The sequence below is a fragment of the Reyranella sp. genome (genome assembly GCF_052439685.1).
Lineage (GTDB): Bacteria > Pseudomonadota > Alphaproteobacteria > Reyranellales > Reyranellaceae > Reyranella.
This window is the reverse complement of the sequence record NZ_JBQVQG010000005.1, coordinates 12,244-26,448: the sequence shown is the minus strand read 5'-3', so window position 1 is coordinate 26,448 and position 14,205 is coordinate 12,244. Positions and strand designations below refer to the sequence as shown.

Annotated in this window: 13 protein-coding genes; 4 read left to right on the top strand and 9 right to left on the bottom strand. The window is 68.2% G+C overall.

Features of this window, described 5'->3' with window-relative positions:
* Nucleotides 1–37: 37 nt before the first annotated feature.
* Nucleotides 38–475 (bottom strand): OmpA family protein, encoded by a 438-nt coding sequence (locus ACT6UX_RS08615; protein ID WP_444774738.1) that lies wholly within the window; start codon nucleotides 473–475, stop codon nucleotides 38–40.
* Nucleotides 472–1,068: a 2-hydroxychromene-2-carboxylate isomerase gene (locus ACT6UX_RS08610; protein ID WP_444774737.1), complete on the bottom strand. Its 597-nt coding sequence runs from the start codon at nucleotides 1,066–1,068 to the stop codon at nucleotides 472–474. The genes ACT6UX_RS08615 and ACT6UX_RS08610 overlap by 4 nt, the downstream gene beginning before the upstream one ends.
* Nucleotides 1,069–1,140: 72 nt before the next feature.
* Here ACT6UX_RS08610 and ACT6UX_RS08605 point away from each other — a divergent pair, with 72 nt between their 5' ends.
* Entirely contained in the window at nucleotides 1,141–1,911 is a 771-nt protein-coding gene (locus tag ACT6UX_RS08605) for a glucose 1-dehydrogenase (RefSeq protein ID WP_444774736.1), read from the top strand.
* A gap of 169 nt (nucleotides 1,912–2,080) precedes the next feature.
* Here ACT6UX_RS08605 and ACT6UX_RS08600 read toward each other — a convergent pair whose 3' ends face one another.
* The 5 genes from ACT6UX_RS08600 to ACT6UX_RS08580 form a co-directional block, all read right to left on the bottom strand.
* Nucleotides 2,081–2,605: a hypothetical protein gene (locus tag ACT6UX_RS08600; RefSeq protein ID WP_444774735.1), complete on the bottom strand. Its 525-nt coding sequence runs from the start codon at nucleotides 2,603–2,605 to the stop codon at nucleotides 2,081–2,083.
* 38 nt (nucleotides 2,606–2,643) lie between these two features.
* Nucleotides 2,644–3,417, bottom strand: coding sequence for an SDR family NAD(P)-dependent oxidoreductase (locus tag ACT6UX_RS08595; protein ID WP_444774734.1), 774 nt, complete (start codon nucleotides 3,415–3,417; stop codon nucleotides 2,644–2,646).
* A 70-nt stretch (nucleotides 3,418–3,487) separates the two neighbouring features.
* Nucleotides 3,488–4,204: a pirin family protein gene (locus tag ACT6UX_RS08590; protein WP_444774733.1), complete on the bottom strand. Its 717-nt coding sequence runs from the start codon at nucleotides 4,202–4,204 to the stop codon at nucleotides 3,488–3,490.
* An 80-nt stretch (nucleotides 4,205–4,284) separates the two neighbouring features.
* Nucleotides 4,285–4,824 carry a VOC family protein gene (locus tag ACT6UX_RS08585; protein ID WP_444774732.1) on the bottom strand — a complete coding sequence of 180 codons (540 nt, stop codon included), beginning with the start codon at nucleotides 4,822–4,824 and terminating at the stop codon, nucleotides 4,285–4,287.
* A complete protein-coding gene (locus ACT6UX_RS08580; protein ID WP_444774731.1) occupies nucleotides 4,821–6,479 on the bottom strand; it encodes a flavin-containing monooxygenase in 1,659 nt (552 codons plus the stop codon). The genes ACT6UX_RS08585 and ACT6UX_RS08580 overlap by 4 nt, the downstream gene beginning before the upstream one ends.
* 60 nt (nucleotides 6,480–6,539) lie before the next feature.
* On the opposite strand from ACT6UX_RS08580, the gene ACT6UX_RS08575 reads away from it, so the two are divergent.
* The 3 genes from ACT6UX_RS08575 to ACT6UX_RS08565 are packed head-to-tail and all read left to right on the top strand — an operon-like array spanning nucleotide 6,540 to nucleotide 9,328.
* The gene (locus ACT6UX_RS08575; protein ID WP_444774730.1) at nucleotides 6,540–7,598 is read left to right on the top strand and encodes a LacI family DNA-binding transcriptional regulator; all 1,059 of its coding nucleotides are present in this window, start codon (nucleotides 6,540–6,542) and stop codon (nucleotides 7,596–7,598) included.
* 24 nt (nucleotides 7,599–7,622) lie between these two features.
* A complete protein-coding gene (locus tag ACT6UX_RS08570; RefSeq protein ID WP_444774729.1) occupies nucleotides 7,623–8,594 on the top strand; it encodes a Bug family tripartite tricarboxylate transporter substrate binding protein in 972 nt (323 codons plus the stop codon).
* Entirely contained in the window at nucleotides 8,591–9,328 is a 738-nt protein-coding gene (locus ACT6UX_RS08565) for an SDR family NAD(P)-dependent oxidoreductase (protein WP_444774728.1), read from the top strand. Before ACT6UX_RS08570 ends, ACT6UX_RS08565 begins: the two co-directional genes overlap by 4 nt.
* Here ACT6UX_RS08565 and ACT6UX_RS08560 read toward each other — a convergent pair whose 3' ends face one another.
* On the bottom strand, nucleotides 9,329–11,407 hold the full coding sequence (locus tag ACT6UX_RS08560; RefSeq protein ID WP_444774727.1) for a hypothetical protein: 2,079 nt from the start codon (nucleotides 11,405–11,407) through the stop codon (nucleotides 9,329–9,331).
* A gap of 2 nt (nucleotides 11,408–11,409) precedes the next feature.
* A complete protein-coding gene (locus ACT6UX_RS08555; protein ID WP_444774726.1) occupies nucleotides 11,410–14,202 on the bottom strand; it encodes a DUF4159 domain-containing protein in 2,793 nt (930 codons plus the stop codon).
* Nucleotides 14,203–14,205: the final 3 nt, after the last annotated feature.

The following is a 14,205-nucleotide window of genomic DNA, read 5'->3' as shown; positions in this document are numbered from 1 at the left end:
CGAGGGGCGCGCTACGGTCGAGACGACGGGCTTTGATTCAACGCGCGTAGAAGATCGTCACCTTGCGGTCGATCTGCGAGGCATTGTCGCTGCCGAAGCTCATGTTTCCGAAGGCTTCCGGGTCGGCGACGATGGTGATGTTCTTCGCCGGATAGCCGTCGCGGATCATCTCGGCGGCGACCGCCTGGGCGCGCGCCCGCGCGAGCTTCTCATTGTAGGCCTTGTCGCCCAGCTTGTCGGTATGGCCGATCAGACAGATGGCGGAGACCTGGCGCTCCTTCGCGGTCTTCACCGCCTGGGCGATCGCCGGCTTCTCGGCGGGCGGCACCTGCGAGCTGTTCAGCGCAAACAGGACGCGGACCGGTTGCGGCTGGTTGCCGCCGCCGCCGCGCGGGCAGGTGCCGACCGTCTGCGCAAAGGACGGCGCCGCCGCGAACAACATGCCGGCGGCGATGAGGACACCGAACTTCTTCATTTAAGTTCTTCCTTGAGGGCCAATTCGACGAAGGGGAGGCGATCGTTGCCGAAGAACATCATCTTGTCCACGAAGCAGGTGGGCGCGCCGAATACGCCGCGCGCGACTGCCTCCTCGGTGGTCGCCTTGAGGCGATCCTTCACGTCCTGGTCCTGGATGCGGGCGCCGAACTTCGCGGCATCGAGGCCGGCTGCGGTCAACACGGCTGCCACCTCCTTCATGTCGTTGAGGTCGCGGCCCTCGACCCACATCGCCTTGAAGACCGCCGGATGATAGCGCTCGAACGATCCGTCGATCTGCGCCGCCGCGGCACCACGCATCAAGGCCAGCGTGTTCACCGGAAAGAACGGATTGCGCTGGAACGGTACGCCATAGTGGCGCGCCCACATCGGCATGTCGAAGCCGCTCCAGGTGGATTTCTGTGGCAGCTCGGCCGGTGAATGATTGCCGGTGGCCTTGAACACGCCGCCCAGCAGCATCGGCTTGCGCACCAGCGTGGCGCCGGCGCGCTGCGCGATCGCCTCGACCTGCGTGTCGGCCAGATAGCTGTAGGGACTGCCGTAGTCGAAGTAGAATTCCAGCGTGCGGGCCATGCGTTCCTCCTTGCTTGTCGCAAGCGTGCGCCGCTTCTAGCTTCGCGACAAGAAAGTTCAGGGAGGGATTGCATGAGCCGTGTTGCGGACAAGGTCGTGCTGGTGACGGGCGCCGGATCTGGGATCGGACGCGCGTCCGCGAAGCTGCTCGCGGCCGAGGGTGCGACGGTGATCGTGACCGACGTCAACCGTGCCGGTGGGCTCGAGACGGTTCAGCAGATTGCCAGTCTGAACTCAGGGGGCAGCGCCCGCTTCGAGGAGCAGGACACGTCGAAAGAGGCGGACTGGAAGCGCATCATCGACGACATCCTGGCGCGCGAAGGCCGGCTGAACGGGCTGGTCAACAATGCCGGCATCGCCGGACCGTTTCCCTCTTCCTTTGAGGGCGAGAGCCTCGACCAGTGGCGACGTATCCTGTCGATCAACGTCGAGGGCGTGTTCCTCGGCTGCAAGTACGGGGTGCCGGCGCTGCGCTCCTCGGGCGGCGGTTCGATCGTGAACATGTCGTCGCTGGCGGCGTTGCTCGGCACGCCCGATCTCTCGGCCTATGGCGCCAGCAAGGGCGCGGTCCGGCAGTTCACCAAGACGGTGGCGATGGATTGTGCGCGCAAGGGCTACAAGGTGCGCTGCAACTCGGTGCATCCCGGCATCATCATGACGCCGATGGGCGAGCACATCCTGCCCAGCGAGAAGGCGCGCGAGCGCACGCGGCAGCGCGTGCCGATCGGCCATTTCGGCACGCCAGAGGACATTGCCTACGGCGTGCTCTACCTGATTTCGGATGAGTCCCGCTTCATGACCGGCGCCGAACTGGTGATCGACGGCGGCATGAACGCTATTTAGGCAGCTCCGCGAAGCGGAGCTGCCGGCGGCGTATAGCGCTGCAGGGAGCACAACGACCGAAGCGCGGGCGCCGCGCCGCGCAGAAAAGATCGAGGTGCGCCATTCCGGCCATGCGGGGCTCTGGCGCTTGATTACAAGCGCTGCCGCCCGCCAGCGCCTATGAAGGCGCTTACTTGATATTCACCTGGTGGGTGAACTTGTCGCCGTCGCTGATCGTGATCTGCTGGAAGCCGAGCAGCTTCAGCAGGTCGAAGAAGTTCGCATCCTCGGCGATCGTGCGCTCCTGGAAGAACGGCGACAGGCGCGACATGGTCGTCATGTTCGCGAGGATCGCGCGCGCGCGGTAGATCGTGCTCATCTCGCCCGGCTGCAGGCCAACGATGATCATCTTATCCGCCTTCTCGCCCTTCACGAAGACCGAGTAGGGAACGCGATAGGCCGACTGGATCGTGCCCTGCGACACGACCGTGGCGAACTGCACGCGCTGGGCGCGCTCGGCGCCGGCGATCGTCTGCATCGGCGAGGCGTAGTTCTCGACCGCGGTCGGCTTCGGATAGTAGTAGCCGACATAGCGGTCCTCGTCGGCCTTGGGCGTCGCCGCGGCGGCGGTCGCCTTCGGCGGCTGCTGCGCGAGCGCCGGCAGCGCGCCGAAAGCGACAAGGACGGCCAGGCTGGCTGCGAAGCGATTGATCATGAATATTCCCCAGAGTCTGATGCTGCAGTGGCGACGGACTAAAACAACGTATAGCCGCCATCGATAACGAAGTCGCGCCCCGTCGTATAGCCGGTCGCACCGCTCGCCAGGTAGACGGCGAGTGGGCCGAAGTCGGCGCCGCTGCCCCAGCGGCGAGCCGGGATGCGCGGCAGGACGTTGCCGGCGAACTTCGGGTTGGCCACCGCATTGGCCGTCATCTCGGTCTCGATCCACCCGGGCAGGATCGAGTTCACCGTGATCTTGTAACGCGCGAGTTCGACGGCCAGCGCGCGCACCATGGCGGTGACGCCGCCCTTGCTGGCGCCGTAGTGGCTGGAACGCGCCGCGCCTTCGATCGCCGCGGTGCTGGCCATCGCCACCAGTGAACCGCCCTGGCCGCGCTCGACCATGTGCCTGGCAGCTGCACGGAACGTGAAGAAAACACCATCGAGGTTGATCTGCAGCACGCGGCGCCATTCCGCGTAGTCCATCTCGAGGATCGAGCCCTTGCCGCGTCCCGAGACGCCGGCGTTGGCGACGCAGTTGTCGACATGGCCCATCACCTTCACCGTCTCGGCGAAGGCAGATTCGACCTGCTTCTCGTCGCCGACATCGACGATCTGGGCGTGGACCTTGCCGCCATGCTTCTTGAGCTGCTCGACGGCCGCGTCGTTCTTCTCCTTGCGCGTACCCCAGATGCAGACGCCGGCGCCCGCCTGGGCCATCGCGTCGGCCATGCCGAGGCCGATGCCGCCGTTGCCGCCGGTCACCAGCGCCACCTTGCCCGTCAGATCGAAGCCCTTGTAGGCCATGCGTCCCTCCCAAACGAAAACCGGGCGGGATCAAACCCCGCCCGGTCCATAGCGTCAATCTGACGAGAGGTCAGTTCAGCCGGTCCGTTTCGACCAGCACAATCTCGGCATCCTCGAGCGCCACGATCTCGATGTCGTCCTGGTCGACGACGGCCACGCCGTCGCGGGCATTCGCCGTCACGACCGTGCCGTCGCTGCTGCGGACTTCGATCTTCCCCTTGGCCGGCACGAGGTAGGTCGGCTTGCCGTTCAGCTTCTGGCGGATCGACTGGCCCGCCTTCACCGTGCCGGCCATCAGCGAGCCGTCGGCATAGAGCGGGATCGCCCCGTCGTCGCCGCGGCCCGAGGCCAGCGGCACCAGCCTGCCGTCGCGCGCGTCGGCGGGGAACTGCACGGTCTCCCAACGCGCCGGCACGCCCTGCTTGTTGGGAATGATCCAGATCTGGAACAGCTCGGTCTCGGCCTGCTCCATGTTGTACTCCGCGTGCTGGATGCCGTTGCCCGCGCTCATCACCTGAATCTGGCCCGCCTCGGTCCGCCCCTCGTTGCCGAGATGGTCCTTGTGCGTGATCGCGCCCTTGATGACGTAGGTCACGATTTCCATGTCGCGGTGGGGGTGCGGCGGGAAGCCCGACTGCGGCGCGATGCGATCGTTGTTCCAGACGCGCAGCGCTCCCCAGTGGACACGGTCCTGGTTGCGGTAGTCGGCGAAGCTGAAATGGAAGTTCGCCTTGAGCCAGCCGTGGTCCGACTTGCCCAATTTATCGAAGGGTCTGAGCTCGATCATGGTGTTCTCCTTGCTGTTCCCAAAATGGCCCAACAAGGAGGGGGATCAAGTTTCTGGTTGGTAAGTGGGCTGAGCGCAGCTCAGCCCAGACGCCGGATGGGATCGGAACCGTCCCAGGTGCGGGCGCGCTCGCGGACGTACTCGAAGAAGCGGCCCTTGTTGCCGCTGATGTCGGAGATCTCGATGACGGTGCCGGCATGGGGATTGGCCGGGGCGCCGGTGTCGAAGTAGGCGAAACGCCCGCGCTCGCCGCCGATCTGGCCCTCGTGTCCGAGCTTGTACCCCAGCGCCAGCGCCCGGTCGTACAGCGACTGGTAGTCGGTCGACCAGAAGGCCACGTGCTGCAGGCCCTCGCGGCCCGAGTCGAGGAACTCCTTGTACATCGACGGCGCATCGTTGCGTTGCTGGATCAGTTCGATCTGCAGGTCGCCGGAATTGGCCAGTGCGATGCTCAGCTCGGCGGTCGAGTCCTGGCCGCGATGGCGGAACCAGTCGGTCTGGACACGGTCGATGTAGAACCACGGCCCGACCTGCAGCACGTCGATCCAGTGCTTCATCGCCGCCTCGATGTCGCGCACGACATAGCCGTTCTGGCGGATCGGTCCGAACAGGCGGCTCATTCGGCGGCCTCTCCCAGCGCGCGTGTCGTGCCGCCGAAGCGGAAGCCGCGGTAGCCGTCGGCCACGATCTCCTTGCAGGTCGTGCGGTAGCCCTCGCCGATATACGGCATGAAGACCCGCGGCTTGCCGGGAATGTTGACGCCCAGGTACCAGGAGTTGGCCTTGGGGAAGAGCGTGCGGTCGGCGACTTCGGCGACGTGCCGCCCCCACGCGATCTGCGCCTCGCCGTCGGGCTCGATCGTCGCGAGATCGTGCCGGCGCATGTGGTTGAGGCACTCGGCGATCCACTCGACGTGGTACTCGCAATTGGTGATGACGTTGCCGATTACCGACGGGCTGCCCGGGCCGGTGATGGTGAACAGGTTGGGGAAGCCCTTCACGGTCAGGCCGAGATAGGTCTGCGGCCCTTCCGACCAGGCGTTCTTGAGGGTGGCGCCGTCGCGGCCGTGGATGTCGACGGCGAGCAGGGCCCCGGTCACCGCGTCGAAGCCAGTGGCGAAGACCAGCGCGTCGAGCTCGAAGCGTCGCGACGCCGTGTCGACGGTATGGGCCGTGATCCTCTCGATCGGTTCGTCGCGCAGGTTCACCAGCTCGACGTTCGGCCGGTTGTAGGTGTCGAAATAGTCGGTATCGACGCACAGGCGCTTCACGCCGAACGGATAGCCCGAGGGTGACAGGGCTGCGGCGGTCTTGGGATCCTTCACCGTCTCGCGGATCTTCTGGCGCACGAAATCGGCACACACGTCATTGACGTCGGGATGGACCAGGATGTTGGGGAAGGCCTTCAGGAAGCCGCCGCTGCCGCCCTCCTGCCAGAGCTGTTCGTAACGCGCCCACTGCACGTCGCGCGGCGGCACCTCGGCGGTGAAGGCCGTCGGCGGCACGCGCCCGAAATCGGATTGCTCGAGACTGGCGAGGTAAGTCTCCAGGCCGTCGTCGAAGCTCCCATGGTCCTCGTCGGTCAGCGGGCGGTTGCGCGCCGGCACCGAGAAGTTGGGCGTGCGCTGGAACACGACGAGCTGCTTCGCTTCCCGGGCGATCATCGGGATCGCCTGGACGCCGGACGACCCGGTGCCGACGATGCCGACCTTCTTGCCCGCGAAGTCGACCGGCTCCTGCGGCCAGCGCGCGGTGTGATAGATGGCGCCTTGGAAGTCGGCGACGCCGGGAATGTCCGGTGTGTTGGGCACCGACAGGCCGCCGGTCGCCATGATGACGAAGCGGGCGCGCAGCCGGTCGCCGCGATCGGTTTCGACGATCCAGTGCCCGGTCTTCTCGTCGAAGGTCGCTCCGGCGACCCTCGTGTCGAACTGGATCAGCTTGCGCAGGTCGAGCCGGTCGGCGGCGAACCGGGCGTAGCTCAGGATCTCCTCCTGGCCGGCATAGCGATTGGTCCAGCGCCATTCGCGGCGCAGCTCCGACGACCAGCTGTAGGAATAGAACAGGCTGGGCACGTCGCAGCGCGCGCCGGGGTAGCGGTTCCAGTACCAGGTGCCGCCGACATCCGGCGCTGCCTCGAGGCCGCGCACCGAAAGTCCGATCTCGCGCATCTTGTGCAGCGCGTAGAGGCCGCCGAAGCCGGCGCCCACCACGACGACATCGCACTCGACGTCGGTCTCGTTCGTATTCACGCGCTCCACGACGGACGCACTCATGATCGGCAAACTCCACGCAATGGAAACGTTTCCAATTTAACCTTGCAAGCAGCGACATCGATGTCAATTATATGCGCTCGTATGGCAGAAATCGTTTCCAGAACGACCATTCGAGACGTGGCCCGGGCGGCCGGCGTGTCGGTCGGGTCGGTGTCGCGGGCGCTGAACGGCGGCAAGAACGTCAGCGCCAGGGTGGCGCGCGACGTCGCCGCCGCGGCGGAGAAGCTCGGCTACCAGCCGGATTTCCAGGCGCGCAGCCTGCGGACGCGCACGACCGGGATGGTCGGCTGCCTGGTCTCCGACCTCGCCAATCCGCTTTATGCCAGCATCGTGCAGGCGGCCGAGGCCCGGCTGCGCGAGGCCGGCCTGCTGATGATCGTGGGAAACACGGCCAACGATCCGGCGCGCGAACGGGCCATGGTCGCGGCCTTCCGCAGCCGGCGTCTCGACGGCATGCTGGTCGCGCCCGGTAGCGACGAGAACGACCGCGCCTGGCGCGACCTCGCCACCGGCGGCGCGCCAGTCGTCATCCTCGACCGCGACGTGCCTGGGGAAGACGACGCGCCTTGGCCCGCGGTGCTGGTCGACCATCGCGAAGGCGCGCGAACCGCGACGCGCTACCTGATCGGGCTGGGCCATCGCCGCATCGCGCTGCTGACGCCGGGCGCGCGCATGCGGCCGGGCCGCGAGCGCATCGCGGGCTTCAAGGCGGCGTTTGCCGAGGCCGATATCGATCCCGCGGGAGCGCTGGTCTGCCTGCAGGAATCGTCGATGGACTTCGCGCAGGGCGACGCGCTCGAGTTGCTGCGCCGCGACCGGCGTCCCACCGCGATCATCGCGCTCGGCACCCGCATCCTGGCCGGCGCGCTGCGCGCCGCGCGCGATCTCGGACTCTCGGTGCCCCGCGACCTCTCGGTGATTGCCGTCGGCGACACCGATCTCGCCGCCGTGCATACGCCGGCGATCACGGCGTTGCGCTGGAGCCTGGAAGATGTCGGCCGGGCGGCGGCCGAACTGTTGCTGCAACGCTTGCGGGGCACGGGGGAGGGCCAGTCGCGCGCGCTGCTGCCGGTCGATCTCGTGCTGCGTGAATCGTGTGGGCCGCCGACGTCGACGTAATCAAGAACCTGTGTGGAGGAAAGAATGAGAATGTTCCGGAGGGCGTTCGCCCTGGCTTTGGCGCTGGGCGTGACGGCGCCCGCAGTTGCGCAGACCAGCGACGCCAAGTGGCCGAGCAAGCCGATCCGCCTGATCGTGCCGTTCGCCGCGGGCGGCGGTACCGATCTGGTGGCGCGGGCCCTCGCAGAAAAACTCGGCACGGCGCTTGGGCAGACCGTGATCGTCGACAACAAGCCGGGGGCTTCGGGCGTCATCGCCATGGAAGCCGCCCAGAAGGCGCCGCCGGATGGCTATACGCTGGTCCTCGGCTCGGCCAGCACGGTCGTCGTCAATCCCGCGGTGATGCCCGACCTCCCGTACGATCCGGTAAAGGATTTCGAGCATCTGGCCGACATCGGCTCGGCCACGGTCGTGATGATCGCCACTCCTGACTATCCGGTGAAGGACCTGCGTGACGTGATCGCGCTGGCCAAGGCCAAGCCCGGCGAAGTGAACTACGGGACCTGGGGCAACGGCTCCACGGGGCATCTCTGCGCCGAGATCATCCGGGCCGGCACTGGCATCAACATGACCCACGTGCCCTACAAGGGCGCGGCGCCCGTGCTCAACGACGTGGCGGCGGGCCACATCAAGCTCGGCTTCTCCGACGTTCAGTCGGCGGTGCCGATGGTCAAGTCAGGGAAGGTCAAGGTCGTCGTGTCGTGCACGCGACGCTCGATCAACTTCCCCGACGTGCCGGGCTTCGTCGAGCAGGGCGTCGATTTCGACTTCGTCTGGCGCTACGACCTGATGGCGCCGATCAACACGCCCAAGCCGATCGTGCAGCGCCTGCATGCCGAGCTGCTGAAGATCCTGGCGATGCCCGACATCAAGGCGCGCTGGGCCGAATTCGGCATGACCGCCTCGACCATCAGCCCCGACGATCTCAAGGCGCAGACGGCCAAGGACATCGCGACGCTGCGCAAGATCGCGCAGCAGGCCAACGTCAAGCCATGAGCCCGGTCACGCAGGCCGCCGTCGTCACCGGCGCGGCCAGCGGCCTCGGCCGTGCCATCGCGCATCGCTTCGCGCGCGATGGCATCCGGGTCGCGCTGTGGGACGTCGATCTAGCCGGCGCGCAACGCGCCGCCGGTGAGATCGGCGCCCTCGCCACGCCCTTTGCCGTCGACATCACCGATACGGCGGCGGTGAGGGCGGCCTGGTCGGCCACGAAGGCAGCGCTCGGCGCGCCGTCGATCCTGGTCAACAGCGCCGGCATCCTTGGCCCCTCGGCCGGCATCGCCTCGTATCCCGAAGAGCAATGGCATCGGGTGCTCGACATCAACCTCAACGGCACGTTCCGCTGCTGTCAGGCCGCGGTGCCCGATATGGTGGCGAGCGGCTGCGGCCGCATCATCAACATCGCCTCGATCGCGGGCAAGGACGGCAATCCCAACGTCGCAGCCTATGTCGCCTCCAAGGCCGCCGTCATCGCCCTCACCAAGTCGATGGGCAAGGAACTCGCCACCTCGGGCGTGCTGGTCAACGCAATCACGCCCTCGGCCTCCGAGACGGCGATCTTCGGCGAACTCACCGACGAGCGGCGCGCCAAGCTGCTGGCCAGCGTGCCCATGGCGCGCATGGTGCGACCGGAAGAAGTTGCCGAACTGGCCTTCTGGCTGGCCTCCCCGGCCTGCTCCTTCTCGACCGGCGCGGTGTTCGATATTTCGGGCGGCCGGGCGACTTATTGATCAGCGACCCTCGCGCCACCAGGCGCTGGCGATGGCCATCAGGAAGGCCAGTGCCACCAGGATGCCGGGTAGCAGCGGCAGCTGGTTGATGCCGGCGACGGTGTAGCCTTCGTTGCGGCGCAGTCCGATCCAGTCCGAACCGCCGGCGGCGCGGCCAGGGCGGACGGTGCGGATTTCGGGATCGGACTGGTCGGCGAGCCACATCAGGCCGCCGCCGGTACCCTCGACCAGCGGCTTCAGCTTCGCGTCGGTCGCGCGCACATCGGAGAATTCCAGCGGATCGGGGCTGCCGACGGCGGCGACGGCGCGAAGCGTGCCGTCGTCGAAGCGGTAGAGTCCGGGCTTGTCGACATCGACCACGGCGACGCCGAGGCCCGGCGCCGTCTGGCGCAGGTCGAGCGTGCGGGTGGCGCCGCCCGGAGAGGTCATCGTGACCTGCGGGAACGTGGTAGCGAGCGTGCGGCGCGAGATCTCGATGCGGCCGCCGACGGCGGTGGCGCGCAGCGCCTCTTCCTCGAGGTCGGGCTCCTTCATCAGCCAGTGCGCGACCCGGCGGACCAGCTCGGGCTGCGGACCGCCACCGTCGATGCCGCGGTTCCACAGCCACAGGTGATCGGACAGAAGCTGTGCGACGCGACCCTCGCCGACCCGGTCGAGGATCACCAGCGGCTTCTCCTCGGCGCCGGCCAGCACGGCATTGCCGCGCTCGGTGCGCGAGGTGACCAGGCGGAACCAGCGGCCCCATTCCGGTTCCTTGTTGGGATCGCCGGCCTGCGGCAGGTTCGCCGTCACCGGATGACGCTGGCCGATCTCGGTGACCTTGGGCTTGAAGCCGGTCTCGACCACGTCGCCCGTCGGCGCGCCGGGCAGGATGGCGCCGAGCGGTGTGCGATAGAGCGAGCGCTGGGTCGCGAACACCGGGCCGACCGAGACGAGCAGCGCGCCGCCGCCCTTCACGTATTCGGTGATGTTGCGGAAATAGTCGCGCGTGATCAGGTTCCCCGACTCGTAGCGGTCGAAAATGATCAGGTCGAATTCCTTCAGCTTCTGTTCGAACAGCTCGCGCATCGGGAACACGATCAGCGAGAGTTCGCGCACCGGCGTGAAATCGTCCTTCTGCGGCGTGCGCAGGATGGTGAAGTGCACGAGATCGACCGCGGGGTCGCTCTTCAGCAGGTTTCGCCAGGCCCGCTCGCCCTGGTAGGGCTCGCCCGAAACCAGCAGCACGCGCAGCCGGTCGCGCACGCCGTTGATGGTGAAGAGCGCACGGTTGTTGTCGAGGGTGAGTTCGCTCTGGCCCGGGCCGACTTCCAGCTCGACGACGTTGGCGCCGGGATTGCCGACGGTGATCGGAAGTTCGACCGAGCGGCCGACCGGGACATCGATACGCTTCACGACCTCGCCGCCGACCGACAGCGTGACCGGCGCGGTGCCGCCCGCGGGGTCCTCGATCCGGAACTTGGTCGTCACCTCGCGGCCGACCACGCCGAAGCGCGGTGACTGTTCGAGGACGATCAGCCTGTCGCGCTCGTTCTTCTTGCCGGCGATCAGCGCATGAACCGGCGCGCCGCCGAGCTCCGGCGGCACGCCGGCCGGCACGTCATGGACCTGGCCGTCGCTCAGCAGCACCACGCCCGCCAGCCGTTCCTGGGGAATCTCGATCAGCGCCGAGCGCATCGCGTCGATCAGGCGCGTGCCGCCGGGCCGTTCGCTGCCGAGCTGGATGTGCGACGGCGGCAGTACCACCTCGCGCACTTCCAGCCCGTCCTGCTGGCCGAGCTTGCGCTTCAGCGACTCGCGCGCCGTCTGCACCTGCTGGCGCCGTTCGCCGATCGCCATGGAATCGCTGTCGTCGACGACGACCAGCGCCACGTCGGCGATGGGCTTGCGCTGCTCCTCGATCAGCGAGGGATTGGCCAGCGCCGCCAGCACGACGACGAGCGAACCCAGCCGCCAGATCGTGCCGCGCGCGCCGGCGCGCAGGCCGAGCAGCACCAGCACGAGGCCGATTGCGCCCAGCACGGCCAGCACCGTCCAGGGCAGCAGCGGATCGAAGGCGACCGAGACGGCCGATGTCATGTTCATCGCCTCAACCTCTGCATGATGTCCTGCAGGTGAACCTGGTCGTCCTTGTAGTTGCCGGTCAGCGCATGCATCACGAGGTTGACGCCGAAGCGATAGGACATCTCGCGCTGCGTCTCGCCGCCGGGCGTCACCGGCAGCAGGCCGCGACCGCGCTGGTCGGCGGCCCAGGCGCCGGCATAGTCATTGGAGCCGATCAGTATGGTCGTCACGCCGTCATTCACGCGACCGCTTCCCGACTCGATCCAGAGCTTTCCGCCCTGCCAGCGGCCCGGCATGTCCGACAGCAGGTAGAACGCCTTGCTGAGCACGTGGTTCGGCGGCATGGCGACCAGCGGCGGCGTCTCGACGCCAGCGAGAAGGCGCTTGAGGTCGGGGTTGCCGCCGGCCGGACGATCGAAGCTCATCTGCTGGTCGCGCGTGTCGATGAAGATGATGCCGCCGGTGCGCAGGTAGCGGTCGAGCGCCGCCTGGGCGCGCGGCGATAGTGCCGGCTGCGTCGAGGTCACGGGCCAGTAGATCAGCGGATAGAGGCGCGGCTCGTCGCGTTCGAGGTCGAGGCCGACCGGATCGGCGGGCTCGACCGAGGTGCGGCTGCGCAGGATCTCGCTCAGACCCTCCAGGCCGGCCTTGCTGATGTCGTCGACTTCCTTGTCGCCGGTGATGATGTAGGCGAGGCGGATGTCGAGCGAGCCTTTCAGCGCCTGCTCGTCGGTGAGCGGCGGCGGGCCGGGCTTGGCCGGCGGCGTTGCCACCGCGCCGGGACGCTGGGGCGCTGCCGGGGGCTGCTGCGCCTGGGCGTCGGGCGAACCCGTGAAGACGAGAGCGGCGAGGAACAGCGCCGCAGGTGCCGCGCGTCCGAACCGGATCGCCTTCGGCAGCAGGCCGCGCAGCCACAGCGAGATCAGCAGATCGGCCAGCAGCAGCACGAGCGCGGCCAGCAGGAACCATTTGGACAGGTCGGTCTCGCCGGCCTCGGACAGCCGGTCGGTCGCCACGCCGCTCGGCAGGACGAGTGGCTTGGGCGCGGCGATGCGGCCGCCGATGTTGAAGGCCACCTGGGCGTTCTCGTCGCCATAGAGGCCCGGCGGGGAAGAGGGTTTGGGCTGGAACGTCTCGGCGGCATCGGCCGGCAGAATCTGGATGCCAGCGGGCGGCGCGCCCAGCCGGCCGAAGCCGTCGAGCGTGCGCCATGGCTTCAGAGCCTTGTTGACGCCGTCGCCCGCGACGCCGCGCGAGAGCGTGACCAGGCGTTGCAGCATGTTCACGAACAGGCCCGACAGGGACAGGTTGCTCCAACCGGTGTTGGCGGTGGTGTGGATCAGCACGAGATAGCCCTGGCCGCGCTTCTCGGCGGTGACCAGCGGCGTGCCGTCGGCCAGGCGCGCCCAGGTCTTGTCGGCGAGGTCGGGCGTGGGCTCCGCCAGCACCTGCTGCGAGATGCGCACGTCCTTCGGAACCGGGATGCCGAGGAAGGGGCTGTTGGGCGGGAACTCCGCGAGTGCGCTGGGCTGGCCCCAGCTCATGATGCCGCCCAGGGCGCGATCGCCCAGGCGCAACTTCGTCGGCACCAGATTGTCGGCGCCGGCGGCGAGATTGGGGCCGGCAAAGCGCACGGCAATGCCGCCGCGCTCGATCCACTTGGCGATTTCCTCGCGGTCGTTGGCCGACGGCGCGGAACCATCGGGGATCAACAGCACCGCCGTGTTGCGCGTCAGCACCGATTCGCGATCGCCGATGCTCAGGCTCACATAGGGATCGAGCGCGCGTTCGAGGAAGTAGATTTCCTGCAGCAGCGGCTGATTGCCCGCCGTGGCGCGCTCGCCGAGGATCGCCACCGGACGGCGGCGATGGCGCTCGTCGAGCAGGATCGTGCTGCCGGCGCCGCCCTGGGCCTCGATGTCGAGGCGGGCCATGCGGTTGCGCAGCTCGGCCGGGATCGAGAGCATGCCTTCGCCCTGGGTGGCGGTCGCGGCGAAGTCGAGATCGATGCGGGCCACGACCCGGCCCTGTTCGTCGGAAGCCTGGACCGCGGCCTTGCGCGGCCCGTCGGCCTCGGCGCGCAGCGCCCGCACCTTGAGGTCGCGACCCTCGGCGGCCGGGGGCAGGAGGAGCAGCGGCGTCGTCGCCTGATCGGGCAGCAGGACCTGCAGCCCGTCGAAGCGGCGCAGGCGCTCCGCGAGGCGCGTCGCGCCCTCGTCCTCGAGTCCGTCGCTCAGCCAGACCGCGTAGGTGCCGGCGTCGACCTGCATCTGGTCGATGGCGGTCGCGGCCGCGGCGCGGTCGGTCGGCCAGGGCTTGGGGCGGAAGGCGCGCAGCAGGGTGCGCGCCTCGTCGGGACGCATGGCGCCGCGGCGCACGGCGGGCGCATCGAGCGGCGCCGGCGCGGTGCCGACCAGCACGACCGGGCGATTGGCGCGTTCGGCGCGCTGAATCAGGCGCTCGGCGTGGGCGGTCCGCGTCGCCCAGCCCGGGGCGCTCGACCAGCCATCGTCGATCACCAGCAGAAGCGGCCCGCGACCCGGCAGATCGGCCTGCGGGTTCAGCAGCGGCCGGGCGACCGCCAGGATCAGCGCCGTCGCCAGCAGGAGCCGCAGCAGCAGCAGCCACCACGGCATTTTCATCGGCGTCTGCTCGGGCGGCTCCAGCCCGACCAGCAGCCGGATCGCCGGGAAACGCACGAGCTTGGGCAGCGGCGGGATCAGCCGCAGCAGAAAATAGATCGCCGGCAGGGCCACCAGCAGGGCCAGCATGCCGGGGGCAGCGAAGGCGAACGCGCCGAGACTCAGCATGTC